The sequence below is a fragment of the Paraburkholderia sp. BL9I2N2 genome (genome assembly GCF_004339745.1).
Lineage (GTDB): Bacteria > Pseudomonadota > Gammaproteobacteria > Burkholderiales > Burkholderiaceae > Paraburkholderia.
The window spans coordinates 1,394,294-1,409,136 of record NZ_SMGP01000001.1; the positions used below are offsets into that span (position 1 = coordinate 1,394,294).

General features: G+C 59.0%; 8 protein-coding genes and 2 pseudogenes. 9 read left to right on the forward strand and 1 reads right to left on the reverse strand.

All coding sequences use genetic code 11. From position 1 onward, the window contains the following. The first annotated feature begins 15 nt into the window (after nt 1–15). The gene (locus B0G74_RS06555; protein ID WP_116140991.1) at nt 16–714 is read left to right on the forward strand and encodes a DUF4400 domain-containing protein; all 699 of its coding nucleotides are present in this window, start codon (nt 16–18) and stop codon (nt 712–714) included. A gap of 29 nt (nt 715–743) precedes the next feature. Next, nucleotides 744–1,211: pseudogene (locus tag B0G74_RS06560) on the forward strand (SET domain-containing protein-lysine N-methyltransferase). Nucleotides 1,212–1,227: 16 nt separating this feature from the next. Here B0G74_RS06560 and B0G74_RS06565 read toward each other — a convergent pair. Further along, entirely contained in the window at nt 1,228–1,422 is a 195-nt protein-coding gene (locus tag B0G74_RS06565) for an AlpA family phage regulatory protein (protein WP_243658128.1), read from the reverse strand. Nucleotides 1,423–1,900: 478 nt separating this feature from the next. Between B0G74_RS06565 and B0G74_RS06575 the strand changes: the two genes are divergently transcribed. The 7 genes and pseudogenes from B0G74_RS06575 (at nt 1,901) to B0G74_RS06605 (ending at nt 14,562) form a co-directional block, all read left to right on the forward strand. Next, nucleotides 1,901–3,075 (forward strand): IS3 family transposase gene (locus B0G74_RS06575; RefSeq protein WP_132373960.1). Its coding sequence is split into 2 segments (ribosomal slippage): nt 1,901–2,156 and nt 2,156–3,075, totalling 1,176 coding nucleotides; the frame shifts between segments, so codons are not numbered across the junction. 191 nt (nt 3,076–3,266) lie between these two features. Then, nucleotides 3,267–4,202 carry a dsDNA nuclease domain-containing protein gene (locus B0G74_RS06580; RefSeq protein ID WP_132374054.1) on the forward strand — a complete coding sequence of 312 codons (936 nt, stop codon included), beginning with the start codon at nt 3,267–3,269 and terminating at the stop codon, nt 4,200–4,202. Next, on the forward strand, nt 4,186–9,084 hold the full coding sequence (locus tag B0G74_RS06585; RefSeq protein ID WP_132374055.1) for a hypothetical protein: 4,899 nt from the start codon (nt 4,186–4,188) through the stop codon (nt 9,082–9,084). The genes B0G74_RS06580 and B0G74_RS06585 overlap by 17 nt, the downstream gene beginning before the upstream one ends. A 398-nt stretch (nt 9,085–9,482) precedes the next feature. Next, a pseudogene (locus B0G74_RS46505) lies at nt 9,483–9,644 on the forward strand (IS66 family insertion sequence element accessory protein TnpB); the annotation flags it as partial. Continuing rightward, nucleotides 9,583–9,789, forward strand: coding sequence for a hypothetical protein (locus tag B0G74_RS06590; RefSeq protein ID WP_243658129.1), 207 nt, complete (start codon nt 9,583–9,585; stop codon nt 9,787–9,789). The pseudogene B0G74_RS46505 and the gene B0G74_RS06590, both read left to right, overlap by 62 nt. A gap of 604 nt (nt 9,790–10,393) precedes the next feature. Beyond that, nucleotides 10,394–12,691: an AAA family ATPase gene (locus tag B0G74_RS06600; RefSeq protein ID WP_132374057.1), complete on the forward strand. Its 2,298-nt coding sequence runs from the start codon at nt 10,394–10,396 to the stop codon at nt 12,689–12,691. Beyond that, nucleotides 12,688–14,562, forward strand: a complete 1,875-nt coding sequence (locus B0G74_RS06605) for an ATP-dependent helicase (protein ID WP_132374058.1) — start codon at nt 12,688–12,690, stop codon at nt 14,560–14,562. Before B0G74_RS06600 ends, B0G74_RS06605 begins: the two co-directional genes overlap by 4 nt. The last annotated feature ends 281 nt before the right edge of the window (nt 14,563–14,843 follow it).

Here is a 14,843-nt window from a genome sequence, read left to right on the forward strand (position 1 = left end):
GATAGACGAGCGACCATGGCGGCGAAAACGCGCGACGGTAATGCCGATGGTGTGAAGTCTTTCTTCTGGATCGTCGATCTGGCGATCCACGTTGTCCTCTGGCTGCTGCTCGCCAGCATCCTCGCGGTGCTGGCGGATCTCGCCACGGCGCAAACGCTGTGGCGCGATGACCCGGTGGGTGGGATGCAGGCGCTGCTTCGCTATTACCTGAGCGAGACGACCGATCCCGGGCTGGCTGCGTGGGCGGCGGACGCCGCGTACTGGGGCTGGTTCGGCTGGACCGGCGTCGATGCGTCGGCGCGGGCATGGGAGGCAGGCGTCCTGCCTTCGCATGGTTTGGGGTCCTACCTGCAACCGGCGTTTTCCGGGGCGACGCGCGAGGCGCTCATGGTGGCAATGTACGGGATCAAGCTCTTCGGCGTTCGCATCGCGATGCTCGCAATGACGATTCCGCAGTTCGTGCTCGCGATTGCTGTTGCCGTGGCCGACGGTCTGGCGGCGCGACACGTGAGGCGCGCGCAGGGCGGACACGAGTCGGCGACCCGTTACCATCACGCGAAACGCTTTCTGACGTTCGGCGTGATCCCGTTGACTGCGGTCATCTGGCTCGTCGCGCCGGTACGGCTGCCGATCTGGCTGCTTTTCTGGCCGGTGTCGATCATGATTGTGATCGCGGTATGGAACATGGCGAAGTACTTCAAGAAGTACACGTAGATCGCAATCTGTCGCCCTATACTTTGGCCATGAAAAAAGAGGACAGACAGGTCATTCGCCGACATGTAGTGGTTCGACGCTCGCCCGTGCATGGGCGTGACGTGTTCGCATGACGGGCACTCGAAGCCGGCGTTCGAATTATCGAATACAAGGGCGAGACGATCAGGTGGACAGCCGCCCTCAGGCAGCATGGAAGCACCGGCACCGCCGGCCACACGTATTTCTTCGGGCTGTCGGACGGACGCGTCATTGACGGCGGGCGTCGGGGAAACAGCGCGCGCTGGCTCAATCACTCATGCAACGCCAATTGCGAGGCGATCGAAATCGAAGACCGCGTGTACATTCATGCGTCGACTGCGGTCACGCCCGGTGAGGAACTGTTTCTTGACTGCCAGTTGGCCATTGCAGATCCAACAGACGAAGAAGCGACGCCCAGCTATGTCTGCCGGTGTGGCGCGTCGGGATGCCGTGGCACGATGCTGGCAGTGGGCTCTTGATCTTGCAAGCGGCAAATCAGCGGCCCGATGGTAGCGTCGACGCCGACCGCTCCCTTGCTTCAGTGCGGTTCGCAAGCCACGCCTCCAGTTCCGACTCGCGCCAGCCTGTTGCACGTTCTCCGATGCGGATAGGCCGGGGGAATTCTCCGCGGCTGATCATTGCATAGATGGTCGCCCGGCACAGGCCAATCTTTTTCACGACATCCTTCATGCGCATTACCTGGTCCATTTCGCTCGGCTCCGTATTGCACTTGCTGTGGCCGATTATCCACGGAGTTCGACTGCCCGCAATGGACGACCGCAGGGGATACCGTGAGACGACGGACGGCACGGCGACATCAATACAGCTTTGCTGGTCGAGAGAGATGCATTGTTGTTACACTTAATTGCATATTCATCGACAATATGGTCGCGACCTTGCGAAACGTCGGCGAGCGTCAAATTCAGTTTCTATATCGTGGTCGTTCCACAACAAGCGGATGTGGGCATCATACGGCGAGCAGGTTACGTGAAAGCCCGATATCGCGAAGTTTGGCGAAGACCATATCGAACGGCTCGCGCCATGACGGCCATGGTCATCTCCGAAGATCTGAGGGCCACGCTTTTGAAGGGCAATAAAAGTGTGAGCTTGCCCGTAAAAAATGGATCCCTTGCTGAGTGTGTAAAACTCACGCGAGGAGGAAGGAAAGATGGGTAATCCGAGAGCACGGTACACGCAGGAATTCATGATAGAAGCCGTGCGCATGGTCCGCAGCGGCCAGAGCATGGCGGCGGTGGCAAAGATACTAGCCATTAGCCCGAAGACGCTGCACAACTGGGTTAAGGCCGATGCCGCTGGCAAGCTGAACGGCGCAGGCAAGCAGGTTTCTCCCGAACAGATGGAGATTGCCCGGCTGCGCGCGGAGTTGGCACGCGTGAAGATGGAGCGCGACATATTGGAAAAAGCCACGGCGTACTTCGCAAAGGTGTCGGATTGAAGTACGCCTGGATTGAACTTCACAGCCGACAATGGCCGGTTTCCCTGACCTGCCAGGTGCTGGGTGTCAGCCCCAGCGGTTACCATGCCCGCAAGGCCCGGGACGTCGATACGGAGCGTCCGCGCCGACGTATCAGCAACGACGCCCTGCTGGTCCACATCAAGGCCGTGCACGCTGAATCCAAAGGCGAGTACGGCTGGCCGCGGGTGTGGAAGAAGCTGCTTGCCCAGGGCATTCGCGTCAGCAAGGATCGTGTCCAGCGGCTCATGAAGCTGCATGGCATCAAGGCGAAGACCAAACGCCGCTTCAAGGCCACCACCGACAGCAACCACAACCTGCCGGTCGCGCCGAACCTGCTGCAACGCGATTTCTCGCCTGCTCGCCCCGATCAGGCCTGGAGTACGGACATCACGTACCTCTGGACTGACGAGGGCTGGCTGTACCTGACGGTCATCCTCGACCTGTTCAGCCGTCAGGTGGTGGGTTGGTCGATGCAGCCACACATGCGCACGGAGCTGGTGTCTGACGCGCTGCGTATGGCGTGGTTTCGCCGCCGGCCGGAAGCGGGCCTGATCGTCCATAGCGACAGGGGTAGCCAGTATTGCAGTCATGACTTCCAGGACCTGCTTAAGGGCTACGGCATGCGCAGCTCGATGAGCCGTCGAGGAAATTGTTGGGACAACGCGCCGACCGAAAGCCTGTGGGGATCGCTCAAGCGAGCACGCATCCTTGGCCAGCGCTTCGCAACGCGTCGCGAAGCGATGGACGAGGTAATCGACTGGTTGAGCTTCTACAATCATTCGCGCTTGCACTCGACGTTGGGCTACGTCAGCCCGATGCAATTCGAGCAGGACTGGCACGCCGCCCAGAACCAACGGGTGGCATAATCTCCGCTCAGTTAAGGGATCCGAAATTCGCGGGCAACGTCATAGCTCATGGCGATGGAAGCGGCTTACGTCACGATCGTTTGATCGAGTGGGTCTTGAAAGGAAAGAACCTGGAGGCAATTCTTGAGTTAGTTGGAGTATGATAATGCGAAAATCAGACCGGCAACTAGAATAGAGCGAGAGAGGGGCAAATGGGGGACCCGATAACGGCCGGGGCATATGCCGACACGTCCAATGACAATAGCTGGTCATCTGTCGATGACGCTTGTCCGGCGGAAGAGGGTGGCCCTATCGCCAGAACCGGCTTTAGTTATCAGGACGAGGTCGCTGTCGGCTTTCTGATTGATATGCTGTGCGATCCCTCGCTGGTGAAAATCCACTGCGAATCGCACGACGACATTCTGCTCCTGCGATCGGGCGAAGCAGGACGCATCGCTGAATTCGCACAGGTGAAGGGCGGTGAAGCAGACAAGCTCTGGTCAGTCGCTGACCTGTGCTATCGCAAGTCAGACGCCGTCGGCAGCTCGATTTTCGAAGTTTCACTTTCCCGCGACCAACATCGAGAGCTATCGCGCTTTCGTATCGTCACGCACCGGCCAGCTGTAACTGCGCTTGATGTGTTGACGTTTCCTCTCCATGCACCGGGACGTGAATCGAACGGGGCGAAGTTTCTCGAACTGTTCACGGGCATCGACGGGTACTGCCCGGCATTTCAATCCGCGAAGGGAAACGATGCGAAATACTGGATCGAAAACTGCGTGTGGGATGTTCGCGCCGACAAGTCAAATATCGAGCGTGCGAACCTGGTGGCGTTGATAAAACTTTCAGCCCAGCAGAAGCTCGACCTGCTTCAAGAGCATGTCGAACTCCTGTTGGGTGAATTGCGCGTACCCGCGTCGGCATACCGGTCCCTGACGTTGCGCGAACCGTTAGAAAAGCAGGAAAACACGCATGCACTTCGGGCAGGACGATCACCTGCCCAGTCCGTCTTCAACATTTATGGTTCGCCAGTCTGCCTTGTTGGTCCACGCCCCTTCCTGCAAGTCGTGTTGGACTCGACGATGAAGGGGCGGGCTTGTGCAGTCAGGCATTCAGATTTCGGGGATAGAAGTGAAACAAGAAATTGACAGTGTCATCCTGCATGCTCGAAACGCACCGCTTGAGCCTGCTAGGCGGATCTCCCGGGACAATGTTCTGGACACGATAGATCGAGCCTTCGAGGCGAACAGTATCGTATTCCTGGAAGGGGATCCGTTATCTGGAAAATCAGAACTCGCCGCGCAGTTCATGCGCCGGCATGAAGGTCGTGCCATCGGGGCGTTTCTTACCGCGGGTGCCCCTGTATTTTATTCGTCGGCGTTCCTTCGGCTGGCCTTCGCCGAGCAGATCCGTTTGCTCGTTGGCAAGTCGGACACACCGACGAATGCCGACATGCACGTCAGTGAGGCGCTTTTCAATCAGTACATCCTGCGGTTTCAATCGCTGGGCCGAAAGCGCCCGATTACCTTTATTGTCGATGGCCTGGCAGATTCTGAAGGAGCGGCCCGACAGGACACCCTGGAGATATTTAACCAGCTTCCCGCGGTTCAATCCGAGTTTCGGTTTTTGATCACCGGGAGCGACCGGTTATTCCAGGAGCTACCGTTCGCGACGCGGGGTGCGGTCAGGATTCCGAGGTTTGCGCTTAGTCTGCCGGAATCCGCAGAATACCTTTCCGATCTGAAGTTGCCGGAAGAAGACGTTCGTGCTTTGCACATCTATTCAGGCGGAAACATCGGTTCCTTGAGCAAACTGCGCGTACTGGTCGCTGAGGGTGGCTCCCTGGACGAATTGCTTGCGGAGAAGCGCGGCAGTCTGAGCAAGATATTCGAGTTCGAATGGAACGCGCTTCGGCTGGACAGGCGGGTCGAGGAAGCCCTTGCATTTATCGCGTTCTCGCATTCCCTGTTGACGACAGATGCTCTCGCACAGCTCACGGGTATCGACAGTCCCGAAGTCGGACATCTTTTAGGCCGATGCAGGATCGTTGAGCGAAACGCCACGGGTGACACGTGGAGCATACGCTCAGATGCACAACGGCAGTTCGTTGCCGAGAAGCTGCAGGCGCTAAGAAAGCCGGTTGAAGAAAATTTGATCAAGCGGCTTATTGATGGCGCGAGTGCGAAAGAGTCGACCGTCTCGCTTCCGTCACAGCTGATTGCCGCCGGCCAGCATGGAGAAGTGCTCAAGCGTCTTACTGGCGAGCATTTCGCAAACCTGCTTGCCCATGAAAATTCGCTCCGCGTTCTGAGAACACATGCGGAATACGGTGTCGTGTCAGCGAGAAAAAACGAAGACATTTACTCGGAACTGAGATTCTCGCTCATTCAGTCTACGATTAATGGAACGACGCTGGCCGCAAGTTCCACGTATGAGATTGAGGCCCTGCTCTCGCTCGGCATGGAAGATGCCGCAGCGGCACTGGCACTGACGGCGGCGACCCCTGAGCAACGCCTTCGGCAACTCGCTGCGGCCGCCAGTTGCTTCCGGAAACTTGGAAAGGAACCGCCTGATCAGGTTGTCACGGCCATTCGCGAATTGCTGAAGCAGCTGGAAGGAGAATTGTCAGAACCCGTACTGATTTCGATAGCGGCAGAGCTGCTGCCGGTCGATGTTGATCTTTCACTTCACATTCTCGAAAAGGCGGTCGCAGTCCGCCGGCGCCAGGAACGAAGCGCTTCGAAGCAGAACGGGGCACGCAGTAGCATCGAGGGGGCTGATCAGGACGCTGCGGAAGCCGTCGCAAAGCTGGAGGCACCCACCAAATTGCGGCCAATCCTTGACGCCGCCGCGCTTTTTGTCAGAAAGATGACGGCACAGGAAGTGCTGCGCAGAGCGACTGATCTTGAAGAGCCTCACAGGCTGTTCATCTTGCAGCGCTGGCTGGAAGTGCATCGCCGCAAGCCGGATGCACCGGAGGTAGCCCTCGCGGCATTGGATATTGTGCTTCGCGCGACGTCGACGTCCCCAAAGATCAAGGACATCAGGGAGATTGCGGTCGTGGCTCCTCACATCGGTGACCGGGAGCAATCCGAACGCGTTACTGCACGGCTGGAGGCACAAAGCAGCGAGCTTATTGGACACGGAACTACCGAAGAAGCCGTACGTCTTAAAATGCTGTTGCTCAGGGCCAAGCAGCGCTGGAGTGAGGATGGGGTTGACAGTGACCTGATCGAGCTGTTCGCACAGGTGCATGGAGTATCAGACGTTGGAATCCGTACCGCCTGCTATGCCTGGATGCTCTATCATCTTGGTCATCTGTTCGAAAAGGACTCGCTGGAAGCACGTACCGGTGTCATCGCGGAAACAACCAGGCATTTGCTGGAGGCGATCGACATTCTGCTTTCGCAGACTGCCGATCACTATGCGGCTGCGGTGGACGCAATACGGGCAATCTGCATGTGTGACCCGCGCCGGGCGATTGATCTCGTTAGCCGCATCAACACTGAGGAACGCCGTAATAAGGGATATGGCCTGATTGTGCGCTGTATCGCGGTCAATAAAACGCATAGCGAGAACGCGGAAGTTCTTCTGTCGAGTATCGAACGTATCACTGTGCAGGAAGAAAAAGAGAAGTTGATTGTCTTCCTTCTTTTCAGAATGTGCATGCATCTGACAGCCGTGCACGACGCAACCGTTGATCCCCGTCTGCTCATCCTCTGGAAGCGCGTCGCGCATCCAAGTCGAAAAATGCAGGCGATCGTTCTCACGTTCAAGGTGATCAGGTTATGCGCCTATCTGGTCCGGCAGGAGAGCCTCATTGAGACGGCGGAATCTGTCTGGGCAGAAATCCATGAAAACTACCTGCGGGTGGATGCAGGTTACTGGGCGGTTAGTGAACTTGCAGTCGTAGACAAGGATCTGGCGCGAAAATGGCTGGCGATGGTGCGGGAAGACGCGAAGGCTAGCGGGGCACCGTCTTTCATGGCCGGGACGCAATTGGGTCTCATTGCAGGACTGGCTGGCCGGGTGTTCGCCCAACACGTTGCGGCCAATCCGCAGGAATACGAGCCGTCCCTCGCGCGTCTGGACAGGTTTGTTTCTATGCTTCCCGGGCTTGACGACCAGGCACAGATATGGACAGAGGTGGGCGTGGCCCTGTGGTTCAAGGCGAAGCGGGATCTCGGCCAACGTATTGTCGAGACGAAGATCGAGCCGCTGCTTGGGTATGACTATGAGCATAACAAGCCGCTGCTTGAAGATATCGTTGTCAATACTGCGCCCCTTCTCTATCTGACGTCAGCCGTTGCCGCCAACGCGCGGATTGATCGGGTTTTGCCGCAGCACCTCCGGGATGAAGCCCGGGATCGCATCTGCGCGACCATCATGCGCAAACTGCTGCCCACGGATTTTTATCACGAGCGGGAAAGAGCCGAGTTCGATCTGTCGTATTCCGAAGCGATGGAGGTGCACGCCCTCGTATCGATGATGTCATGCGACTCGGCGATATACCGGAACGTATCCCGGCTATGCAACAGTCTGAGTTCGAAGAAAAACAGGGGCACCATTCGACGCAATCAGGTGGCTGATCTGCTCGTCGATCTGAAAAAGACCGTTGAATCCAGGTTGCCAGACGCCAATAACATCAGTCATGAGGGATTTCTCGTTGCCTGTCTCGCCGAGATTCACAGATGTCGAATTTCCGAGACCAAGCAAAGGGATAACGGGCAATGGCAGGCGTTGCTGCGTCGCGCTGAGTCAATTGATAATGGCGCTGACCGGGTGATCGTGGTCAGTATGGTTGCATCGTGCGCGGGCGGTGGCGGTCCATTCCGAGACAATACGTGGTTCGACAATGTGCGGCGGGGTATTCTCGCGATTCCATCTGACCGGGATCGTCTCGAGCGTTTCCAGTGGGTCGCGGAGATCCTTGAATCTTTCGACAAGCCAAAATGCAGGCTTATCCTGAAAGAGGCAATGCTCGCATCAAGTCATCTGTCGGATGACAGCGTGATTGACAAGCGTCAGAGAATCTTGGATCTGGCACATAACATTGATCCGGTATTTGTCGATGAAATCGTCGACCTTCTGGACAACGACGAGGCGAGTCAGCTCCAGAAGAAGTTGCTCAAAGAACACTCGAGGCTGCTCGATGCGAGGAAAGAGGCCGCAACCGATGTGGGGAGGCTAAGCCTCGATGAGTACTCGCTTGAAGAACTCTCCGAGATTGCGATCCGCAGTGTGAGCGCGATGAATGCCGGCCGTCAGATACCACAGCAGACCAGGGAGTTCATGCTCCTGGCCGATGCCAGCAAGCATTATCCCTTTCCGTTCGCCTATCCGGTGTGGTTGTGGATAATCGAGAGTGGCCTGCGCAAGGCGACACAGCAGAGCGCACAGCGAACGCTGCCGCACATGTTCGAATGCATCTGCAATGCGGCCGAAGTCGCCGTTTCGTTACTGTCAAGAAGTGGCGGGGGAGTCCGTACTTCCCTGCTGGGCCAGGGCGATACGATCGGCCCGGGCGAACGCGGACAGCTTTTTTCCAGAATCCGGGAGTGGGTCGCGGCCCAGGAGGATAGCAAAATCCGAATTTCAGACCCGTATTTTGGACCGGACGATCTTGATGTCATCAGGGCCATCGCCGAAGTCGCGCCCGAAAAAGAGATCGTCGTGTTGACCAGCAAGGAGCAGATGCAGAAAAAGGTCAAGGGCAGTTCGCCTGAGGAGGCTTTCCGCGATGCGTGGGACGAACTGTGTGACGGTGCGCCGCCGCAGACCGAGATAATCGTGGTGGGTTTCGGCCCTGATGGAAAACACCCCATCCACGATCGCTGGATTGTCTCGAGCAAAAGCGGACTCAGGCTGGGCACCTCTCCGAACTCGATTGGTCTGGTTCGCATTTCAGAGATCTCGGAAATGGACGCACGGCAGACAGAGGAGAAGATCGCGGCGATTGAACGAGTGTTGGATCGAGCCACGCGACACTGGGACAATCAGAAGTTGCATCGCGCGCGATTTTCACTGTAAGGACGGTCTTTGATGATTAGTGAGCCGCGGGGGGGGCAAAGTCAGGGGTTGTCACCGAGCGGCGATTGAATGCCGGGCGAGACCGTCTCTGACTGACTGACGCTGGTCGGCCATCGGCTACCCTCGAGCGATCGGGCGCGGCAGGAGGCCTGGTCTGGTCGTCAGTGAAAGCGGCAATATCGACTCGCACTGCCTGTGCGACAAAGCCTGCTTTCCCCGACAACGGACTGTGTTCTGCCGGAGGCGATCTTTCGCGCACCCGTCCCGGCCCTTTGGGGCGCTTGATCCCGGCGCGTGGCCCGCGATCACTGATTCACAACAGGACCGCCTGATGTAAAAGCTCCGTAAGCGGCTCGTGCCGGCCGTTGTAGACGGTGGCTGAGGGAGGCATCAAAGTGATGTCCATCATTTCCGTTCTGATTGGCACCACTTTGACACAGTCTGCAGAGAAGAAGCTGGGTTCCCCTACGGGGCGCTCTAACTACCCCCGGGAGCTTCGTGATCGACTGGCAGCAGCTTGCGAGCCCGGAGTATCGGTCGCGAAGCTGGCCCGCGAAAATGGCATCAACGCAAATATGGTATTCGCTTGGTGGCGACGATATCTGGCTGATCAGCAAGATCCGGATCGGCCGCGCGGTGGTTAAAGTGGATGGTCTGGTCGATGCCGATACGCTGCGGATCGTGCTGGCAAGTCTGCGCTTATGATCTCCCTACGGCAGGCACGCGCATCTGGGGATCGCCGCGGGCGTTACCGATATCCATTGTGGGTTTCAGGGCTTGACCGCGGAGGTGCAAACAGCGCTTGAGGAGAATCCTCTGGGCGGGAACGTCTACACCCTTCCGAGGCCGTAGCGGCGATCTGATAAGACTCTCTGGGCCACGGAGGACGGAATCTGGCTTCTTGTGAACTAGCTGGGTTCATACTACAACTCCTTTTCTCGATCAGAGGGTTTTGGATGCTGCGCTCGCTCGCGCCGCTGTCGCGCGGTCAGTGAGTCGATCCCATCTGCTGCTGTGCTTCACAGGCGGGTTTGAATCCGGGACTTCATAGAGGAACGCATAATCGCCAGACGACGGTGAAGTGAGCGGCGTGTGCGATGCCTCTTCGAACTCTGCGGTGGTCGAAACACCACCCGTCGCTGCCTTCACAAGATCCCCCCGCGAACACTGGCCGCCGGATGGCGGGCGTCCATTTGCACGAGATGGCACTTAAAAACGGATGCGCGCTTGCTCGTAAATTCGTGCTTTCACAGATAACATGAGGTCTTACGCAAGACGAAACGTGGTGTGCGATTAACCTGGGGGTAGGATGCACCTTAAGAAGCTAGCCTTGCGCAATTTTCGACGTCTGCGCAACGTCGTAGTTGATCTCGCTTCGGACATCTCGATTTTCGTCGGCGCGAATAACAGTGGAAAGACGTCTGTCGGCCATGCGCTGCAGCTTTTCACTGAGCGGGGAAAGTTCAGCGTCCATGACTTCAGCGCCGATCAGTGGCCGCAAATGGTAGCGTACGGCGAGGGCGATGCCAACGCGGTCCTGCCAACGATCGAGGCCGACATCTGGCTGGAGATCAATGCTGACGACATTCACCGGCTGGTTGATCTGCTGCCAAGCTTGGCATGGGAAGGTTCGCTGGTGGGTATGAGGGTGGTGTTCGCACCCATCGATTCCGCGGCGACCCGCGCGCGATACGCCGAGGCGCGGCGACGTGCGCTCGAGGCTGTTGCTGGCGGAGAAGGCCTCGAATTTGATCCCTCGCCTCGCAATTTGCAGGACTATCTGCGCGACCGGTTGAACGACGAATATGAGCTTCGCCACTATGTGCTCGACCCCACTCGGTTCGACGCGAACATGGTCGCGCAGCAGGACTATGCCGCCATGCCCCTGACCGGGCGTGATCGCAGCGGACGCGACATTCTCAATGGGCTGCTGCGCATCGACTTCCTTCACGCGCAGCGGCACCTTGCTGACGCGCCGGGCAGCGCTCGGGCCGAGACCCTCTCGCGCGTGCTGAGCCGCTTCTACGAACGCAACCTCGAGCAGAAGGGCGAGGATCTGGTGGCGCTGCGGGCGCTCGCCGAGTCTGAGGTGTCGTTGAACGAGCATCTCGAGCGGGTGTTCGAGCCGACCCTGCAGCGTCTGGCGCAACTCGGTTATCCCGGTCTCAGCAATCCGCGGCTCGTGATCCGCTCGGCGCTGGATCCCGCATCCATCATGAGCAGCCCGCGCGGCGCGCGGGTGCACTATGCGCTTGGCCCGGACGACGGTACACCGGAGCCGCCGACGCTGCCCGACAGCTACAACGGTCTCGGCTTCAAGAACCTGATCTTCATGGTGGTGGAGCTACTTGACCTTCATGCCCAATGGCTCGCGTTCGAGGATAACAGGCCGCCTGTGCACCTCATCTTCATTGAGGAGCCTGAAGCCCATCTGCACGCCCAACTTCAGCAGGCCTTCATCCGCAAGGTGATGTCCATCCTCGCCTTGGGCGCGGAGGACCGTACACACTATACAAGCCAGGTCGTCGTCACGACCCATTCAACGCACATTCTTTATGAGCGCGGTTTCCGGCCAATTCGCTACTTCCGCCGCAGCCGCGCCGAGCATGTTTCGACCTCGACCGTGCTGAACATGTCGGTGTTCTACGACGCTACCGACCAGGATGTGCGGACGTTCCTCGAGCGCTATCTCAAACTCACCCACTGCGACCTGTTCTTTGCGGACGGCGTGGTGCTTGTGGAAGGCAATGTCGAGCGGCTGCTGCTGCCTCAGATGATCGCCAATTCGGCGCCGCGTCTGCAGTCGACATATCTTACTGTTCTCGAGATCGGCGGCGCCTTCGGCTATCGCTTTAAGTCATTGATCGAATTCCTCGGGCTTAGGGCACTCATCATCACGGACCTGGACAGCGTCTTCGGGCCACCGGCGCCTGCTGCTGGCGCCGAAGAGAACGGCGCGGCCGGCGCGGCACCGGTGAAGGCGGGTGATGAAGGGGCTGAGCCCGAGGAAGAAGATGACGACGAGGACGCTGAAGCGGGAGCAGAAGGCGCGCCCGGCAAGGTATGCATCGCGGGCCATCCCGGCGCTGTGACCTCAAACCAGACCCTTTTGCAATGGTTGCCGAAATGCGGCACGGTGGCCATGCTTTGGGCGGCGACAAACGACCAAAAAACTCAGGCACGGAGCGAGCACTGCGAGGCGGCCGTGCGCGTCGCCTATCAGTGCCGCACCAACGTGACCTGGGCAAGTGAGACACAAGCTTTGGCTGGTCGCACGCTCGAAGAGGCATTCGCACTCGAGAATCTCGACTGGTGCCAGGATATCGCGCGCAAGCCGCTGCAGCTTCGCGTCGCCAGGCCCGACAACAAGGACCTGACTGAGCTAACCCGGCGCATTCATCGGCGGGTCCAGGCGAAGAGCTTCAGCAAGACCGGTTTTGCCCTAGCTCTGTTGGCCGAGGACCCGACACAATGGGCGGTACCGACCTATATCGCCGAAGGGCTGCGCTGGCTCGAGGGCGAGATCGCCCCGCCGGCTGAGCCCGATGACGACGGTCAGGGGGAGCAGGCGGTTGGTGATCCAGTCATCGCCGTGGTGGTGGCGTGACGAGCCGCATCGGCAGTCCCGACACCCAGGCCGACATCGATGTCCGGGACTGTCTCGCTCGAGTGCCGCCGCGCTCATTCGTGATGGTGGCAGGCGCGGGGTCGGGAAAGACCACATCGCTGATCAAGGCGCTCGCGCATCTCGGCGAAACGCGCAGAAAGGCGCTGCGGCGCGCGGGCCAGCAGATCGCCTGCATCACTTACACTGAAGTCGCGGTCGGTGAGATCTCAGCAGACGTCGGCATGACCCCGCTATTTCATATCTCGACCATCCACAGCTTCCTGTGGTCGGTCGTTCGCGCGTTCCAGTCGGACATCGCTGCCTGGGTCGTCAGCCGTATCGAGGAGAAGATCGCCGAGAAGCGCGTTCATTACGACAGACCTGGCACACGGGCCGCGACCAAGGCAAAACTTGATCAGGAGATCGCCAGCCTCGAAGCCGAACGCGAGGCTGTCGGTCGGGTCGAGAAGTTCATCTACGGAACGGGCAGCCGTTACTCCGAAGGCATCCTCGGCCACGATGACATCCTCAAGTTGACCCCCGCCTGCATCGAGAGGCATCCCTTGCTACGCGAGATTGTGGCGCGGCGGTTTCCCTATATTTTCGTCGACGAGAGTCAGGACACACAGCCTGTTGTTATCGAAGCGCTCCGACAGATCGCCGGCGAGCAGCCCCTCTGCGTCGGTTTCTTCGGCGATCCGATGCAGAAGATCTACGGACACGGAGCCGGTGCGATCGAGCCGCTACCCGGCTGGGCCGAGATAACCAAGCCGGAAAATTTTCGCTGCCCGGCGTCGGTCCTGAGCGTGGTCAACGCGGTGCGTGCGGCGGGCGACGGTCTCGTCCAGACCCGTGGACGCACTGTGACCGTCGATGGGCAGGAGCAGCCCGTGGTCGGTACTGTCAACGTATTCATCCTGCCAAGCGATGATCATAGGACTGCACGTCTCGGTGCAGTACGAGCACGGCTGGCCGCGCAGACCGGCGACGCTCTGTGGGCCAGCGACATGCGCGACGGAGATGTCCGGTTGCTGGTGCTCGTGCATCGCATGGCCGCCAGGCGGGTCGGTTTTGCTGCGCTTTATTCGGCGCTAAACGATCGCGCGCCGCAGAGCCTGAGTGAAGGCATTGCCGACGGTTCGGCCTGGCCGCTTCGGCCGTTCGTTCGGCAATTGCTGCCGCTGATCGTCGCATCACGTGTAAATGACCAGTTCACGATCATCTCGATCCTCCGCGCTGACAGTCCCTGCCTGGAAGCAGAACGGTTGCGCGGGCAGGCAGTAGCTCCTGTCCTCGCTGCTCTTCAGTACGCAATCGAGCAACTTGCCATACTGCTGGCCGACGGATCAGTGGCGACGGTCCGCGACGTCCTTCGGCACGTCCGGGGCACCGAACTGGTGGCGCTCGACGACCGCTTCGCCGCACACCTCATGGATGACCCGGTCGACGACGGGTCGGCAGGATTTGGCAACGTTGCCGCGTTTCTTGAATGCAATGTCGGCGAACTCTGGGCGCATCGTAGATATATCCTCGAAGAGTCGCCATTCGCGACCCATCATGGCGTCAAGGGCGCGCAGTTCGAGCGCGTGCTCGTGGTACTTGACGACGAGGAGGCCTCTTACAACCAGTACTCCTACGGCAAATATCTCGGCTATACGCCCCTGTCCGACACCGACGAAGTGAATATCGCCGAGGGAAAGGAGTCAGTGCTCGACCGCACGAGGCGGCTATTTTATGTCTGCTGCTCGCGTGCGGTGAAGGACTTGGCGGTTGTGCTGTTCACCACTGACGTGGCGGCGGCACGCGCCGCCGTGGTCGAGGCCAGACTGTTTCCGGACGCTTCGCTTCATGGAGTCGAGCAGCTCGGTTAAATCGTCAAAAATTACTCGACTTGCCGGGCCTTCGGCTGACGATACTGTTGGATATGCGGTCGCCCGATTATCCAATGGAGCAACCTCTGGTCGTGGCAAGAGCGGACTTTGCGCTGCGGGCCATCGAATGATAGGCAAGAGCGGCTACCGCTGGCGGCGCCCGACGGCCACACTGTATGAACGAATGTGGAAATACTAGGTATGGAAAAGGCGACGACTTGGGAGAAACGAGTGGATCTCGGGCCTGGGCCGAATCGCGCCGCGGTCCACCTTTTTCGGCG

Excerpts from the sequence above, each read along its gene's own strand:
- B0G74_RS06565 (WP_243658128.1), bottom strand. The coding sequence starts at position 1,422 with ATGAAGGATGTCGTGAAAAAGATTGGCCTGTGCCGGGCGACCATCTAT.
- B0G74_RS06555 (WP_116140991.1), top strand. The coding sequence starts at position 16 with ATGGCGGCGAAAACGCGCGACGGTAATGCCGATGGTGTGAAGTCTTTC.
- B0G74_RS06600 (WP_132374057.1), top strand. The coding sequence starts at position 10,394 with ATGCACCTTAAGAAGCTAGCCTTGCGCAATTTTCGACGTCTGCGCAAC.
- B0G74_RS06580 (WP_132374054.1), top strand. The coding sequence starts at position 3,267 with ATGGGGGACCCGATAACGGCCGGGGCATATGCCGACACGTCCAATGAC.